This window comes from Paracoccus broussonetiae, assembly GCF_031854425.1.
In the GTDB taxonomy this organism is placed as follows: Bacteria; Pseudomonadota; Alphaproteobacteria; order Rhodobacterales; family Rhodobacteraceae; genus Paracoccus; species Paracoccus broussonetiae.
The window spans coordinates 145,681-158,340 of record NZ_JAVRQI010000004.1; the positions used below are offsets into that span (position 1 = coordinate 145,681).

At 64.4% G+C, this 12,660-nt stretch carries 14 protein-coding genes; 6 read left to right on the forward strand and 8 right to left on the reverse strand.

Features of this window, described 5'->3' with window-relative positions:
• Positions 1 to 654 carry an OmpA family protein gene (locus RM190_RS06465; RefSeq protein WP_311758593.1) on the reverse strand — a complete coding sequence of 218 codons (654 nt, stop codon included), beginning with the start codon at positions 652 to 654 and terminating at the stop codon, positions 1 to 3.
• On the opposite strand from RM190_RS06465, the gene RM190_RS06470 reads away from it, so the two are divergent.
• The 3 genes from RM190_RS06470 (at position 653) to RM190_RS06480 (ending at position 2,586) form a co-directional block, all read left to right on the forward strand.
• Positions 653 to 793, forward strand: a complete 141-nt coding sequence (locus tag RM190_RS06470) for a hypothetical protein (RefSeq protein WP_311758594.1) — start codon at positions 653 to 655, stop codon at positions 791 to 793. The genes RM190_RS06465 and RM190_RS06470 overlap by 2 nt on opposite strands.
• A gap of 120 nt (positions 794 to 913) precedes the next feature.
• Positions 914 to 1,582, forward strand: a complete 669-nt coding sequence (gene nth / locus RM190_RS06475; protein WP_311758758.1) for an endonuclease III — start codon at positions 914 to 916, stop codon at positions 1,580 to 1,582.
• Positions 1,579 to 2,586, forward strand: coding sequence for an adenosine kinase (locus tag RM190_RS06480; protein ID WP_311758595.1), 1,008 nt, complete (start codon positions 1,579 to 1,581; stop codon positions 2,584 to 2,586). The genes nth and RM190_RS06480 overlap by 4 nt, the downstream gene beginning before the upstream one ends.
• 81 nt (positions 2,587 to 2,667) lie before the next feature.
• Here the strand turns inward: RM190_RS06480 and RM190_RS06485 are convergent, their stop codons facing one another.
• From RM190_RS06485 to RM190_RS06515, 7 genes are all read right to left on the reverse strand, one after another.
• Positions 2,668 to 4,851 (reverse strand): 3-hydroxyacyl-CoA dehydrogenase NAD-binding domain-containing protein, encoded by a 2,184-nt coding sequence (locus tag RM190_RS06485; RefSeq protein WP_311758596.1) that lies wholly within the window; start codon positions 4,849 to 4,851, stop codon positions 2,668 to 2,670.
• The gene (locus tag RM190_RS06490; protein WP_311758597.1) at positions 4,848 to 5,318 is read right to left on the reverse strand and encodes a cupin domain-containing protein; all 471 of its coding nucleotides are present in this window, start codon (positions 5,316 to 5,318) and stop codon (positions 4,848 to 4,850) included. Before RM190_RS06490 ends, RM190_RS06485 begins: the two co-directional genes overlap by 4 nt.
• Positions 5,318 to 6,529, reverse strand: coding sequence for an acetyl-CoA C-acetyltransferase (locus RM190_RS06495; RefSeq protein ID WP_311758598.1), 1,212 nt, complete (start codon positions 6,527 to 6,529; stop codon positions 5,318 to 5,320). The genes RM190_RS06490 and RM190_RS06495 overlap by 1 nt, the downstream gene beginning before the upstream one ends.
• The gene (locus RM190_RS06500; RefSeq protein WP_311758599.1) at positions 6,526 to 7,167 is read right to left on the reverse strand and encodes a glutathione S-transferase family protein; all 642 of its coding nucleotides are present in this window, start codon (positions 7,165 to 7,167) and stop codon (positions 6,526 to 6,528) included. The genes RM190_RS06495 and RM190_RS06500 overlap by 4 nt, the downstream gene beginning before the upstream one ends.
• A 275-nt stretch (positions 7,168 to 7,442) precedes the next feature.
• A complete protein-coding gene (locus RM190_RS06505; protein ID WP_311758600.1) occupies positions 7,443 to 9,221 on the reverse strand; it encodes an acyl-CoA dehydrogenase C-terminal domain-containing protein in 1,779 nt (592 codons plus the stop codon).
• A 19-nt stretch (positions 9,222 to 9,240) separates the two neighbouring features.
• A complete protein-coding gene (locus RM190_RS06510; protein ID WP_311758601.1) occupies positions 9,241 to 9,642 on the reverse strand; it encodes a MerR family transcriptional regulator in 402 nt (133 codons plus the stop codon).
• Between the two features lie 167 nt (positions 9,643 to 9,809).
• Positions 9,810 to 10,217 carry a MerR family transcriptional regulator gene (locus RM190_RS06515; protein ID WP_311758602.1) on the reverse strand — a complete coding sequence of 136 codons (408 nt, stop codon included), beginning with the start codon at positions 10,215 to 10,217 and terminating at the stop codon, positions 9,810 to 9,812.
• A gap of 141 nt (positions 10,218 to 10,358) precedes the next feature.
• Between RM190_RS06515 and RM190_RS06520 the strand changes: the two genes are divergently transcribed.
• Genes RM190_RS06520 through RM190_RS06530 form a run of 3 tightly spaced genes read left to right on the forward strand, consistent with a single transcriptional unit; the run spans position 10,359 to position 12,611 of the window.
• Positions 10,359 to 10,799: a PaaI family thioesterase gene (locus RM190_RS06520; RefSeq protein ID WP_311758603.1), complete on the forward strand. Its 441-nt coding sequence runs from the start codon at positions 10,359 to 10,361 to the stop codon at positions 10,797 to 10,799.
• A 2-nt stretch (positions 10,800 to 10,801) separates the two neighbouring features.
• Complete coding sequence (locus RM190_RS06525; protein WP_311758604.1) at positions 10,802 to 11,305, forward strand: PaaI family thioesterase; 504 nt, start codon at positions 10,802 to 10,804, stop codon at positions 11,303 to 11,305.
• Positions 11,298 to 12,611, forward strand: coding sequence for an MATE family efflux transporter (locus RM190_RS06530; protein WP_311758605.1), 1,314 nt, complete (start codon positions 11,298 to 11,300; stop codon positions 12,609 to 12,611). Before RM190_RS06525 ends, RM190_RS06530 begins: the two co-directional genes overlap by 8 nt.
• The last annotated feature ends 49 nt before the right edge of the window (positions 12,612 to 12,660 follow it).

Below are 12,660 nucleotides of genomic sequence, written 5' to 3' on the forward strand. Positions count from 1 at the left end.
TCAGCGCGTCGGGACGATCAGAATTTCGACCCGGCGGTTCTGCGCACGGCCCGAGGCGCTGTCGTTCGACGCGACCGGAGCGGTGGCGCCACGACCGGAGGCCGCGATGCGCGAGGTCGAAACGCCGCCTGCGGTCAGGATACCCGAGACCGAGCGCGCACGACGTTCGGACAGGTCCTGGTTATAGGCTGCCGAGCCGGTGCTGTCGGTATGGCCGATGACCTGAATCCGGCTGTTCGGATATTGGTTGAGGTTGCGTGCGATGGTGTAAAGGTCGTTCTGGCCCTGTGCACCGACCGCGGCCGAATCCGTCGCGAACAGCGTCGATTCCGGCATCACCACGGTCAGGTAGCTGCCGTTGTTCACCACACGGATGTTGGGGTTGTTCAGCGACTGCTGAAGCGCCTTTTGCTGCTGGTCCAGAATCGAGCCGCCAACCGCGCCCGCAGTTGCACCGATCACCGCACCCTTGATGGCGTTTTCACGGCTTTCGCCAGCGCCGATCAGGCCACCGACCACCGCGCCTGCAATCGCGCCCTGCTGGGTTTTGCTCATGCCGCCGGTCGAGGTGCCATAGGGGTCCGTGGTGTTCGCGCATGCGCCAAGGGCAAGCACGCCGGCCGATGCAAGAAGCAGCGTGAAGCGGGTTTTCATGTTCTTTTTACCTTTCATCAAGGGCGAGCCCAGTCGCCTGTCCTCTGACGACACTGCCAGCCATTTCCGGCTGGCGCTGGTGCCCAAACGTGGCGAACATCGCACGGGTTCCGAGGCAACTCCACTGAAATGCGGGTGAAATCGGGCAAGGCCACTCACATTGCGGCGAGTCCTTGCCGAGGGGCAATTCGGCGTTGGAAGGCGGGCCGGCGTGCAGGGGACGCTTGCACTGGCGGCTGGCTCGGGGCATCTGGAAGGAATGGCCCAAGCTGCTTTTTCCCGCATTCCCTCTGCCTTGCCCTATGGCCGGCAGGTCGAATTCTTCTCGCGTCTGCGCGACGCCAATCCCGCGCCCGTGACAGAGCTGGAATATGTCAACGCGTTCACCCTGCTGGTTGCCGTGGCGCTGTCGGCGCAGGCGACGGATGTCGGTGTGAACAAGGCGACCAAAGGCCTGTTTCGCAAGGTGACGACGCCCCGCCAGATGGTGGAATTCGGGCTGGAGGCACTGACCGAGGAAATCAAGACCATCGGCCTGTTCCGCCAGAAGGCGAAGAACGTGATTGCCCTGTCGAAACGCCTGGTCGAGGAATATGGCGGCGAAGTGCCGCAATCGCGTGCGGCGCTGATGACGCTGCCCGGCGTTGGGCGCAAGACCGCGAATGTGGTCCTGAACAGCGTGTTCAATTTTCCCGCGCAGGCGGTCGATACCCACATCTTCCGCGTCGGCAATCGCACGCGCATCGCACCCGGTCGCGATGTCGAGCAGGTCGAGCGCGCCATCGAGGACAATGTCCCCGTCGAGTTTCAACAGGATGCCCACCATTGGCTGATCCTGCACGGTCGCTATGTCTGCCAGGCGCGGAGACCGCGCTGCATGATCTGCCCGGTCGAGGATTTGTGCCCCTTTGAGGAGAAGACCGAATGACGACCCCCTATGTGATCGGGATCGGGAACGCGATCATGGACGTGATCGCGCCGACCTCTGACGCCAGCCTTGGACGGTTGGGCATCGAAAAGGGGATCATGCAACTGATCGACCGCGAGCGTTCCGAGTTCCTGATGGCGGCGCAATCCGCCGATGCCGAGGCGCAGAAGGCCCGGCTGGTGCCCGGCGGCTCGGTCGCGAATACGCTGGCAGGGATCGGAATGCTTGGCCTGCGCACCGCCTTTATCGGGCGGGTGGCGGGCGATCCGTTGGGCCTGTCCTATGCCGAGCAGACCGAGGTTTCGGGCACGGTCTTCGTCAATCCTCCGGTGGGGGGCGAGGTGCTGCCGACCTCGCGCTCGATCATCTTCGTGACGCCGGATGGCGAGCGATCGATGAACACCTATCTGGGGATTTCGGCGGAACTGGGCGGCGACGACGTGAACCCGGCGACCTTCAGCGGCGCGGACTGGCTTTTCCTGGAGGGCTATCTGTTCGACAAGGATGCCGGAAAGGCCGCGTTCCTGAAGGCGGCGGAGGCCTGCCACAAGGCGGGTGGGCAGGCCGGTATCGCGCTGTCCGACCCGTTCTGCGTCGATCGCCACCGCGAGGGGTTCCGCAAGCTGGTCGCTGGACCAATGGATTACGTCATCGGCAATGTCCACGAATGGACCTCGCTTTATCAGGTCACCGATCTTGACGAGGCCTTGCGTCTTGCCGCGGCCGATTGCGACACGGTCGTCTGCACGCGGTCGGGCGACGACGCGATCCTGATCCGCCAGGGCGAGCGGGTGACGGCCCCGGTCCACAAGGTCGTTCCGGTCGATGCGACGGGGGCAGGGGACCAGTTTGCGGCGGGGCTGATCTATGGGCTTGCGACCGGTGCGCCGCTGGCCGCTGCGGGGCGCATGGGCTGCATCGCTGCGGCCGAGGTCATCGGCCATGTCGGGGCCCGGCCGGAAAGCGATCTGCGCGCGGCCTTCCGGAGTGAAGGGCTGATCTGAACGCGCGGATTTGCGCTGTCGCAGGGGTATTTGAAAAACGGTGAAAGGGCAGAGGGTCGCACCTCTGCCCTTTTGTCCTTTTCAGGCAGCCTTGGCCGTGCCGCCGAAGCGGCCATAGAAGCTGTCGCCCTTGGCGGCCATGTCCTTGAGAAGCGCGGGCGCGGCAAAGCGGTTGCCGAATTTCGCGGAAAGGCCGTCGGCGATCTCGGCAGCGCGGGGTGCGCCCAGCATGTCGAGCCAGCCGAAGGGGCCACCTGACCACGGCGCGAAGCCCCAGCCGAGGACCGCGCCAACATCGCCTTCGCGGATATCTTCCAGCACGCCTTCCTCAAGCGCACGGACGGCTTCAAGCGATTGGGCGAACATCAGGCGGTGCTGGATCTCGGTCAGTTCGGGCTGCGTTTCCGCCTCGGGCCACTGGGTGGCAAGGCCGGACCAGAATCCCTGCCGCTTGCCGGCTTCGTCATAGTCATAGAAGCCCGCCTTGGACTTGCGGCCAAGTCGCCCCTGATCGGCCAGCTTGAAGATGACCTCGTCCACCGCGCCGTCTGGATAGGCGCCGCCCATCGCGGCGCGCGTCGCTTTGGCGATCTTGACGCCAAGATCGATTGAGGTCTCGTCCACCAGTTGCAGCGGACCCAGCGGCATCCCCATCAGTTTCGCGGCATTCTCGATCAGCGTCGGGCTGACACCCTCGGCCACCATGCGGATGCCTTCGTTGATATAGGGGATGATGCAGCGGTTCGCGTAGAAGAAGCGCGCGTCATTGACCACGATCGGCGTCTTGCGGATCTGGCGCACGAAGTCCAGCGCCTTGGCGACGGCACGCGGTCCGGTCTGCTTGCCCTTGATGATCTCGACCAGCAGCATCTTGTCGACGGGCGAGAAGAAATGGATGCCGATGAACTGGTCGGGCCGGGCGCTGGCCTTGGCCAGTTCGCTGATCGGCAGGGTCGAGGTATTGGTCGCGAAGATCGCGTCCTGCGGGATCACCGCCTCGGCCCGTTTCGTGACATCGGCCTTGACCGAGGGATCTTCGAACACCGCCTCAACGATCAGGTCGCAGCCGGCGAGGGTGGCATAGTCGGTGGTCGCGGTGATGCGGGCCAGAACCTCGGCCTTCTTTTCCTCGGTCGAACGCTTGCGGCTGATTGCCTTGTCCAGAAGCCCGGTCGAATAAGCCTTGCCGCGATCAGCCGCGTCCTGTGCCGCATCAATAAGTACGACCTCGATCCCGGCCATGGCCGAGACATAGGCGATGCCCGCGCCCATCATGCCCGCGCCGAGGATGCCGACTTTCTTCACGGTCTGATCCGGGGCTTCCGGGCGGTTCGCGCCCTTCTCAAGCGCCTCCTTGTTGATGAAGAGGCTGCGGATCATCGCGGTTGAACTGGGATTCATCAGCACATTGGTGAACCAGCGCGCCTCGATCTTCAGCGCCGTGTCGAAGGGCACCAGCGCACCTTCATAGACCGCACTGAGCAGCGCCTTGGCCGCCGGATAGACGCCCAGCGTCTTGCCATGGACCATGGCGGAGGCGCCGACAAACGTCATGAAGCCCGCCGGGTGATAGGGCTCGCCCCCCGGCATCTTGTAGCCCTTGACATCCCATGGCTTCACCAGATCCGCCTCGGTCGCCTTCAGCACCCATTCGCGGGCAGCCGCGACCGGATCGGCCACGACCTCGTCGATCAGGCCGGCAGCCTTTGCCTTGGCCGGATCGGAAAGCTTGCCTTCCAGCAGGAAAGGGGCAGCGGCCAGCGCGCCCATCTTGCGCGTGAGGCGGGTGGTGCCACCGGCGCCGGGAAAGATCCCGACCATGATTTCCGGCAGGCCGATCTTGGCCTTCGGGTTTTCGGCGGCAAAGATGCGGTGCGTCGACAGCGGCAGCTCCAGCCCGATTCCCAGCGCGGTTCCGGGAAGCGCCGCGGCAATAGGCTTGCCGCCCTTTTTCGTCTTGGGGTCCATGCCCGCGAGTTCGATCTTGCGCAGCAGGTGATGCAGCGTCATCACGCCCTCAAAGACCGCCTGCGCGCCGCCCTGTTTCATCTGCGCGATGACGTTGAGGTCCATGCCGCCGGCGAAATCCTTCTTGCCGGAGGTGATGACGATGCCCTTGACGGCCTCGTCGGCCAGTGCTTCGTCGATCAGGCCGTTCAGGTTCGCCGCGCCGTCAAGGCTCAGCACGTTCATCGACTTTCCGGGCACGTCCCAAGTGATGATGGCGACGCCGTCCGCGTCCTTCTGCATGGTGAAGTCGGTCATTCTTTATCTCCCTGTTGCGGGTAGGGGGTACCGTCCAGATGCGTGTACCCCGCAGGCGTCGCCAGAAGGTCGAGGCCCGGATAATGGCAGATGTTTTCCGGCCGGCGGCTGCCCACGATCAGGTAGGTTGCCGGCTGGTCTGTATGGTTCCTGAGGCAATGCGCTACCGGGGCTCCTGCCTTCCAGCAGCAGGCATCGCCGGGGCCAATCACGGTCGGAATCCCGTCCTCGATCACGGTCAGTTCGCCCGAGAGCATATAGAGGAACTCATCCTCATGCTCCTCCCAGTGCATTTGCGAGCTTTGTCCGCCGGGATGCAGCGTCTCGAGCGCTGCGCCGAACTGGTCAAGCCCGCCCGCCTCTGAGATCGGGCGATAGGACAGGTTGCCGGAACCCAGATAGTAGGGCGCCGGATAGGTAGAGACCGCATGGGTCTCGGTCACGCTGTCCTTGCGCAGGATCGCCATCAGACCCGCTCGATGATGGTCGCAGCGCCCATGCCGGATGCAATGCAAAGCGTGGCAAGGCCGACGGTCTTGTCCTGACGCTCCAATTCATCCAGCAGCGTGCCGATGATGATCGCGCCGGTCGCGCCCAGCGGGTGGCCAAGTGCGATCGAGCCGCCATTGACGTTGACGATGGCAGGATCGACCTGGAAGGCCTGCATGAAACGCAGCACAACCGAGGCGAATGCCTCATTCACCTCGAACAGGTCGATGTCGGAAATCGACATGCCGCTGTCGCGCAAGATCTTTTCCGTCACCGGAACCGGGCCGGTCAGCATGATCGTCGGATCGGTGCCGATCTTGGCGGTGGCGCGGATGCGGGCGCGGGGCTTCAGGCCATGGGCCTTGCCGAATTCGGCATTTCCGATCAGCACGGCCGCCGCGCCGTCCACGATCCCCGACGAGTTTCCGGCATGGTGGATGTGGTCGATATGGTCGAGATGCGGGTATTTCAGCATCGCCACCTTGTCGAAACCGGGCATCATCTCGCCCATTTCCTTGAAGCTGGCCTTGAGCCTTGCCAGATCCTCGACCGTCGTGCCCGGACGCATGTATTCGTCGCGGTCAAGGATGGTCAGGCCGTTCTGGTCGATGACCGGGACGATGGATTTCGCGAAACGGTTCTCGGTCCATGCCAGTGCCGCGCGGCGCTGGGATTCGACTGCCAGCGCATCGGCCTGTTCGCGGGTGAAGCCGTACTCGGTCGCGATGATATCGGCCGAGATGCCCTGCGGCACGAAATAGGTGCCGAAGGTCAGGCTGGGATCCACCGCGATGGCGGCGCCGTCGCTGCCCATGGCGACGCGGCCCATCATCTCGACTCCGCCGGCGATATAGGCCTGACCGGCACCGCCCCTGACCTGGTTCGCGGCAAGGTTCACCGCCTCCATCCCGCTGGCGCAGAAGCGGTTGATCGCAAGGCCGGGGATGGACTCGTCCAGATCCGAGGCCAGCACCGCCGAGCGGGCAAGGCAGCCGCCCTGCTCCTTGACCTGGGTGACATTGCCCCAGATCACGTCCTCGACCGCGTGACCTTCCAGACCGTTGCGTTCCTTGACGGCGTTCAGCAGGCGGGCCGACAGCGCGATCGAGGTGACTTCGTGCAGGCTGCCATCGAGGCGGCCCTTGCCGCGGGGGGTCCGGGCGGCGTCATAGATATAAGCTTCGGTCATGCGTCCTCCTTCACGGCCCGGTCGGAAGGATTGCCGGGCATCAGGTCATAGGGGTGTTTCCAACCGGGCAGGGCGGCAATGCCATCCAGCCAACGGTCGATATTGGGCCAATCGGCGCGGTCGAAACCGAAGGGCTCGGGATAATAAAGATAGCTGCAACAGGACAGGTCGGCGATCGTCGCCTGCTCGCCCGCCAGCCAGGCGCGGTCCTGCAGATGCGTGTCCAGCGTCTTCAACGCGGCTCGCACGCGTCCTTGCAGGAAGGTGATGACCTCGGCCGGGCGCTTTTCGGGCGGCAGGAAGTTCATCAGGAAACGCAGGGTGCCGAATTGCGCCGATCCCTTGTGGTTGTCCCAAAACAGCCAGCGCAGGATCTCGTTCCGATCCCCATCAAGGAAGCGCCCGGTCCTTTCGGCGAGGTGCAGCAGGATCACGCCGGATTGCGTCAGGACCTGCCCATCTTCGACCAGTACCGGCGCTTCGCCCATCTCGTTCAGGCTGCGGTAGTCCGCCCCGCGCGTTGCTCCGCCGAAGAAATCTACGAAGACCGGCTCCCAAGGGTGCCCCGTCATCTCCATCATCAGAGCCACCTTGTAGGAGTGGCCGGATTCCCCGAAGCAATGCAGTCTTGCCGTCATCTGTTGTCCATCCTCAAGCGTTTCGACAGCGGCACCGCCGCGATTGGGTATTTCGAAAACGGTGAAGCGGTTAGGTTTTCCTTAACTGCTTCGCCCCTAGTCTCGGATTCGCGGTACAGGCAGGGGAGCCGATGACCGCAAACGGTGAAAGCGCCCCGGCTGCCCGGCAATCCGCTGTCCCGCAGGGAGGACCCGGCGGTCCGGGGCGCGACCTCAACATTTCACCGTTTAACAAATACCCATGCCAAGCGTGACGCTCTCGCAAGGTTTGCAGGTCAGAACTGGTTTTCGGCCAGCGCCATGACAGGTTCGGCACCGGACCGGATACGGGCCAGATGCGTCGCGGTCATCGGCAGTTGCCGCGCCATGTAATAGCGGCCGGTCGCCAGCTTGCTTTGGAAAAAGTCACGATCCTCGGCACCCTCGGTCAGGGCCGAGCGGGCGGCGGCGGCCATGCGGGTCCACATCAGGCCCAGCGCGACATGCCCGAACAGGTGCATGAAGTCATAGGAGCCCGCGAGCGCCGTGTTGGGATTCTTCATCCCCTGCTCCATGAAGAACATGACTGCCGCCTGCAGATCCTTCGACGCGGTCTTGAGCGGTTCAAGGAAGCCCGCGCGCAGCTCCTCGTCGGTTTCATGGGTCTTGATCTCATGCTTGACCAGATCGAAGAAGCGCATCATGGGCTTGCCGCCCTCGGCTGCCAGTTTTCGTCCCACAAGGTCCAGCGCCTGCACGCCGTTCGCGCCCTCGTAGGTCATGGTAATGCGGATGTCGCGGACGAATTGCGACATGCCCTGTTCCTCGATGTAGCCGTGGCCGCCAAAGACCTGTTGGGCCAGGACCGCAGTCTCGAAACCCTTGTCGGTCAGGAAACCCTTGACCACAGGGGTCAGCAGCGACACGAGGCCTTCGGCCTCGGCGTCATTCGCAAGATGACTGCGGTCGATCAGGTGCGCGCACCAGGTTGCCAGCGCCCGGGCGCCTTCCAGGAAGCTTTTCTGATCCATCAGGTTGCGGCGGATGTCCGGGTGGACGATCAGCGGATCGGCCGGGCCGGAGGGGTTCGCGTCGCCGGTGATGGCGCGGCCCTGCAGCCGTTCGCGGGCATAGGCGGCAGCGTTCTGATAGGCGGCATCCGCCACCGCATAGCCCTGCAGGCCGACGCCGATCCGCGCCTCGTTCATCATCGTGAACATCGCGCGCATGCCCTTGTGCAGGTCGCCCAGCAGCCATCCCTTGGCGCCGTCATAGTTCATGACGCAGGTCGAGTTGCCGTGGATGCCCATCTTGTGTTCGAGATTGCCGACCGACAGCTTGTTGCGTTCGCCGGGGGTGCCGTCCTCGGTGACCAGGTATTTCGGAACGATGAAAAGCGAGATGCCCTTGGTTCCCTCGCCACCGCCGGGAGCCTTGGCAAGAACCAGGTGGATGACGTTTTCGGACATGTCGTGGTCACCGGCCGAGATGAAGATCTTCTGCCCGGTAATCAGGTAGCTGCCATCGTCCTGCGGTTCGGCGCGGGTCCGCAGCATCCCCAGGTCGGTGCCTGCATGCGGCTCGGTTAGGTTCATGGTGCCGGTCCATTCGCAGCTGACCATCTTCGGCAGATAGGTTGCCTTCTGCCCGTCCGTGCCGTGGGCATGGATCGCGGAATATGCGCCGTGGGTCAGGCCCTGATACATGGTGAAGGCCATGTTAGAAGCAGTCATCAACTCGCCCACCGACAGTCCGATGACATAGGGCATGCCCTGTCCGCCATATTCCGGGTCGCAATCGATCGCCGTCCAACCGCCCTCGCGCACCTGGTCGAAGGCTGCTTTGAAGCCGTCGGGCGTACGCACGACGCCGTTTTCCAGGCGGCAACCCTGCTGGTCGCCCACCGCGTTCAGCGGCGCGAGCACATCCGAGGCGACCTTGCCCGCCGCTTCCAGAATGGCATCGGTGAATTCGCGGTCGAGATCCTCATAACCGGGCAAATCCTGTCCCGAGATGTCCAGCACATCATGCAGGATGAACTGGATGTCGCGCACGGGGGCGTTGTAGATGGTCATGTGGTCCTCCGGGAAAGTCTCACGCCCCTTTGCGGGCGTCGGATTTCAGGTCTGCGAGCCAATTTTCGCCATTGGCGATCTGCTGGCGCAGGTCGATGATCGCGGCCGCCAGTTCGCGCTGCTGCCGTTCCATGTCGGCAAGCCGTTCACGCGCGGTGACAAGCGTTGCCTCGGTCTGGGTCACGTTGCGTTCGGTCGGATCGTAAAGTTCAAGCAGCTGGCGGATCTGCTCCAGCGAAAAGCCGAAGCGCTTGCCGCGCAGGATCAGCGTCAGGCGCGCACGTTCCTCGCGGCCATAGAAGCGGTTCTGTCCGCGCCGCTGGGGAAAGATCAATTCGCGGGATTCATAGAAGCGCAAGGTGCGCGGCGTGACGTCGTAAGTGTCGCACATCTCGCGGATGGTCATCAACTGATCGCTCATGGCCGTCCCTCCCGAAGGTTCCAGTCGCTTTGATTGAGTATAGGACAGGTTGACGTTCGCGTAAGCCGCGACGTGGCGTCAGTGCAGGACGGCAGGTCCGGGCTGCGCGAATGCAAAGGCCCGGCGCGCGGGGCCGGGCCGTTCAAAACCTGCAAGCCTGCGGAAGATCAGGCGGATTTCGTGTTTTCGCCGTCTTCGTCCATCCGCGACAGGATCGCGCTGGTTTCGTCGCGCAGCGCGCGCAGGTCGCCGATGGCCGTCTCGATTTCGTCGCGCTGTTGGGTCAGCACCTCAAGCTGTCGGTTCGCAAGGTCGATCCAGACGCGATACTGTTCCTGCGTGCCCTTTTCGCCATAGATCAGCAGCCATTGCCGGATATCCTCCAGCGAAAAGCCGAAGCGGCGGCCGCGCAATATCAGCTTCATGCGCGCGATTTCGCGGGCACCGTAGAAGCGAGAGCGGCCTTCCTTCCGGGGGCTGAGCAGTTCGATATATTCGTAATACCGCAATGTCCGCGGCGTCACGTCGAACTTCGTGCACATGTCCTTGAAACTGATGAAATCGCTGTCTGTCATGAATGGGACCTGCCGATTATGCTGCAAACCCTAGCTTAGGGCCTGCGCAAACTCAACCGTCGCAATGATGCGGACTTGTGACAGGTCCGGGGCGGGGTTAAGCCTTGGGGACAAGGACGAAATCCAGGACATGAGGTGCCCATGGCCGAGCCCCAGGAAAGCGAGCAGGACCAGCGCCGTCGCATTGCCCGGCAATTCATCGAGGCCATTCCCCATGCCCGCGCGCTGGGAATGACGCTTGAGGATCTGTCCCCCAGCGGCGCCGTCATCTCGTTGCCCTGGAATCCCGACCTTGTCGGTGATCCACGCAGCGGCGTGATCCATGGCGGGGTGATCTCGGCGCTGATGGACACCTGCTGCGGGGCGGCGGTGATGGCCCATCCCGATGGGCCGAAAGTCACCGCGACCATCGACCTGCGCATCGACTACATGCGGGCGGCGACGCCGTTGCAGGGGATCAAGGCGCGGGCCGAATGCTATCACGTCACCCGCTCGGTCGCCTTTGTCCGGGCCTGGGCGATGGACGAGGACGAAACCCGCCCCGTGGCCTCGGCCACCGGGGCCTTCACCTTCGAGCGTTGAACATGGCCGACCGCAACGAACCCCTTGCCGCGATCAAGTCCCGCCGGAACACGACGCTGAACGCGCTGGTCGCGGGCGTGCCCTATATCCGGTGGCTGGGCATCCAGTTCGACCGGCGCGGGGACGAACTGACCGCGATTCTGCCCTTTGACGAAAAGCTGATCGGCAACCCGATGCTGCCCGCCATCCACGGCGGCGTCACCGCCGCCTTCCTTGAGGTCGCGGCCATCGTCGAGCTGACCTGGAGCGCGATCTGGCAGGACATGGAAGAGGGGCGGATCGCCCCGGACGCAGCAGTGCCCGACAGCCTGCCGCGCCTGCCCAAGACCATCGACTTCACCGTCGACTACCTGCGTTCGGGCCTGCCGCGCGATGCCTATGCCCGCGCGCGGGTCGTTCGTTCGGGGCGGCGCTATGCCAGCGTCCATGTCGAGGCGTGGCAGGACCAGAGAACGCGGCTTTTCGCGCAGGCGACCGGGCATTTCCTGATGCCGCAGAATGGCTGAAGCCGGGGCCGCGGCGACGCTGACCCATCGCCGCGTCCTGGCCATCGCCCTGCCGATCGTGCTGTCGAATGCGACCATCCCGCTGCTGGGCGCGGTCGATACCGGCGTGATCGGACGCCTGGGTGAGGCCGCGCCGATCGGGGCGGTGGGGCTTGGCTCGGTCATCCTGACCTCGATCTACTGGATTTTCGGGTTCCTGCGCATGGGCACTTCCGGATTGGTCGCGCAGGCGCGCGGCGCCGGAGACGAGGCCGAGACGGGGGCGCATCTGCTGCGGGCGCTGGTCATTGCCGCCGTGGCGGGTCTTTCGCTGATCCTGCTGCAATCCTTGCTGCTGACGGGGGCCTTTGCGCTGGCCCCGGCCTCGGCCGAGGTCGAGGAGATGGCACGGCGCTATCTTTCCATCCGAATCTGGGGTGCGCCCGCGACCATCGGGCTTTACGCGCTGACCGGCTGGCTGATCGCGCTGGAGCGGACGCGGCTGGTGCTTGTGCTGCAACTGGTGATGAACGGGCTGAACGTCCTTCTGGATGTGGGTTTCGTGCTTGGCCTTGGCTGGGGCGTGGGCGGCGTCGCGCTGGCGACGCTGATCGCGGAATGGTCGGGCCTGCTGCTGGCGCTGTGGTTCGCGCGCGACGGGCTGCGCGCGGGCCTGCGCCGCGCGCTTTTCGCGGGCGGCGCGATGCGGCGGCTGTGGCGGGTCAACAGCGACATCCTGGTCCGCTCGGTCCTGCTGCAGGGGTCGTTCACCTGTTTCATGTTCATCACGGCGGGGCAGGGGGATACGGTTCTGGCCGCAAACCAGGTGCTGCTGCAGTTCCTGTCCTTTGTCGCCTATGCGCTGGACGGCTTCGCCTTTGCCGCCGAATCGCTGGTGGGTCAGGCAGTCGGCGCGCGCCGGCCCGACCGGCTGCGCCGCGCAGCCCTGATCAGTTCGCAATGGGGTGTCGGCGGGGCATTTGCGCTGGCGCTGGTCTTTGCGCTGGGCGGAACCGCGATCATCGACCTTTTGACCACCGCCCCCGATGTCCGGGCCGAGGCGCGGCACTACCTGCCCTGGCTGGTCGCCGCCCCGCTGGTCGGCGTCGCCTCGTGGATGCTGGACGGGATCTTCATCGGCGCGACCCGCACGCGCGAGATGCGCAATGCCATGGTCGTCGCGGTGGGCGTCTATGCCGTGCTTCTGTTGATCCTGCCGCGGTTCATGGGCAACCACGGACTGTGGGCGGCGTTGACGGCGCTGAACGCGCTGCGGGGCCTGACGATGTGGCGCCTGTATCCAAGGGTCGCGGCCGCCGCCGCCTGAAAGCCGAAACGCCCCGCAAGGCAGGGCGTTCGTCGTCAAGTCCAATGGG

Bases quoted from the DNA above. Each gene is read 5' to 3' on its own strand.
- RM190_RS06495 (WP_311758598.1), bottom strand. From the start codon at position 6,529: ATGACCGAAGCTTATATCTATGACGCCGCCCGGACCCCCCGCGGCAAG.
- RM190_RS06520 (WP_311758603.1), top strand. From the start codon at position 10,359: ATGGCCGAGCCCCAGGAAAGCGAGCAGGACCAGCGCCGTCGCATTGCC.
- RM190_RS06530 (WP_311758605.1), top strand. From the start codon at position 11,298: ATGGCTGAAGCCGGGGCCGCGGCGACGCTGACCCATCGCCGCGTCCTG.
- RM190_RS06500 (WP_311758599.1), bottom strand. From the start codon at position 7,167: ATGACGGCAAGACTGCATTGCTTCGGGGAATCCGGCCACTCCTACAAG.
- RM190_RS06510 (WP_311758601.1), bottom strand. From the start codon at position 9,642: ATGAGCGATCAGTTGATGACCATCCGCGAGATGTGCGACACTTACGAC.
- RM190_RS06485 (WP_311758596.1), bottom strand. From the start codon at position 4,851: ATGACCGACTTCACCATGCAGAAGGACGCGGACGGCGTCGCCATCATC.
- RM190_RS06515 (WP_311758602.1), bottom strand. From the start codon at position 10,217: ATGACAGACAGCGATTTCATCAGTTTCAAGGACATGTGCACGAAGTTC.
- RM190_RS06490 (WP_311758597.1), bottom strand. From the start codon at position 5,318: ATGGCGATCCTGCGCAAGGACAGCGTGACCGAGACCCATGCGGTCTCT.
- RM190_RS06525 (WP_311758604.1), top strand. From the start codon at position 10,802: ATGGCCGACCGCAACGAACCCCTTGCCGCGATCAAGTCCCGCCGGAAC.
- RM190_RS06505 (WP_311758600.1), bottom strand. From the start codon at position 9,221: ATGACCATCTACAACGCCCCCGTGCGCGACATCCAGTTCATCCTGCAT.
- RM190_RS06480 (WP_311758595.1), top strand. From the start codon at position 1,579: ATGACGACCCCCTATGTGATCGGGATCGGGAACGCGATCATGGACGTG.
- RM190_RS06465 (WP_311758593.1), bottom strand. From the start codon at position 654: ATGAAAACCCGCTTCACGCTGCTTCTTGCATCGGCCGGCGTGCTTGCC.
- nth (WP_311758758.1), top strand. From the start codon at position 914: ATGGCCCAAGCTGCTTTTTCCCGCATTCCCTCTGCCTTGCCCTATGGC.
- RM190_RS06470 (WP_311758594.1), top strand. From the start codon at position 653: ATGTTCTTTTTACCTTTCATCAAGGGCGAGCCCAGTCGCCTGTCCTCT.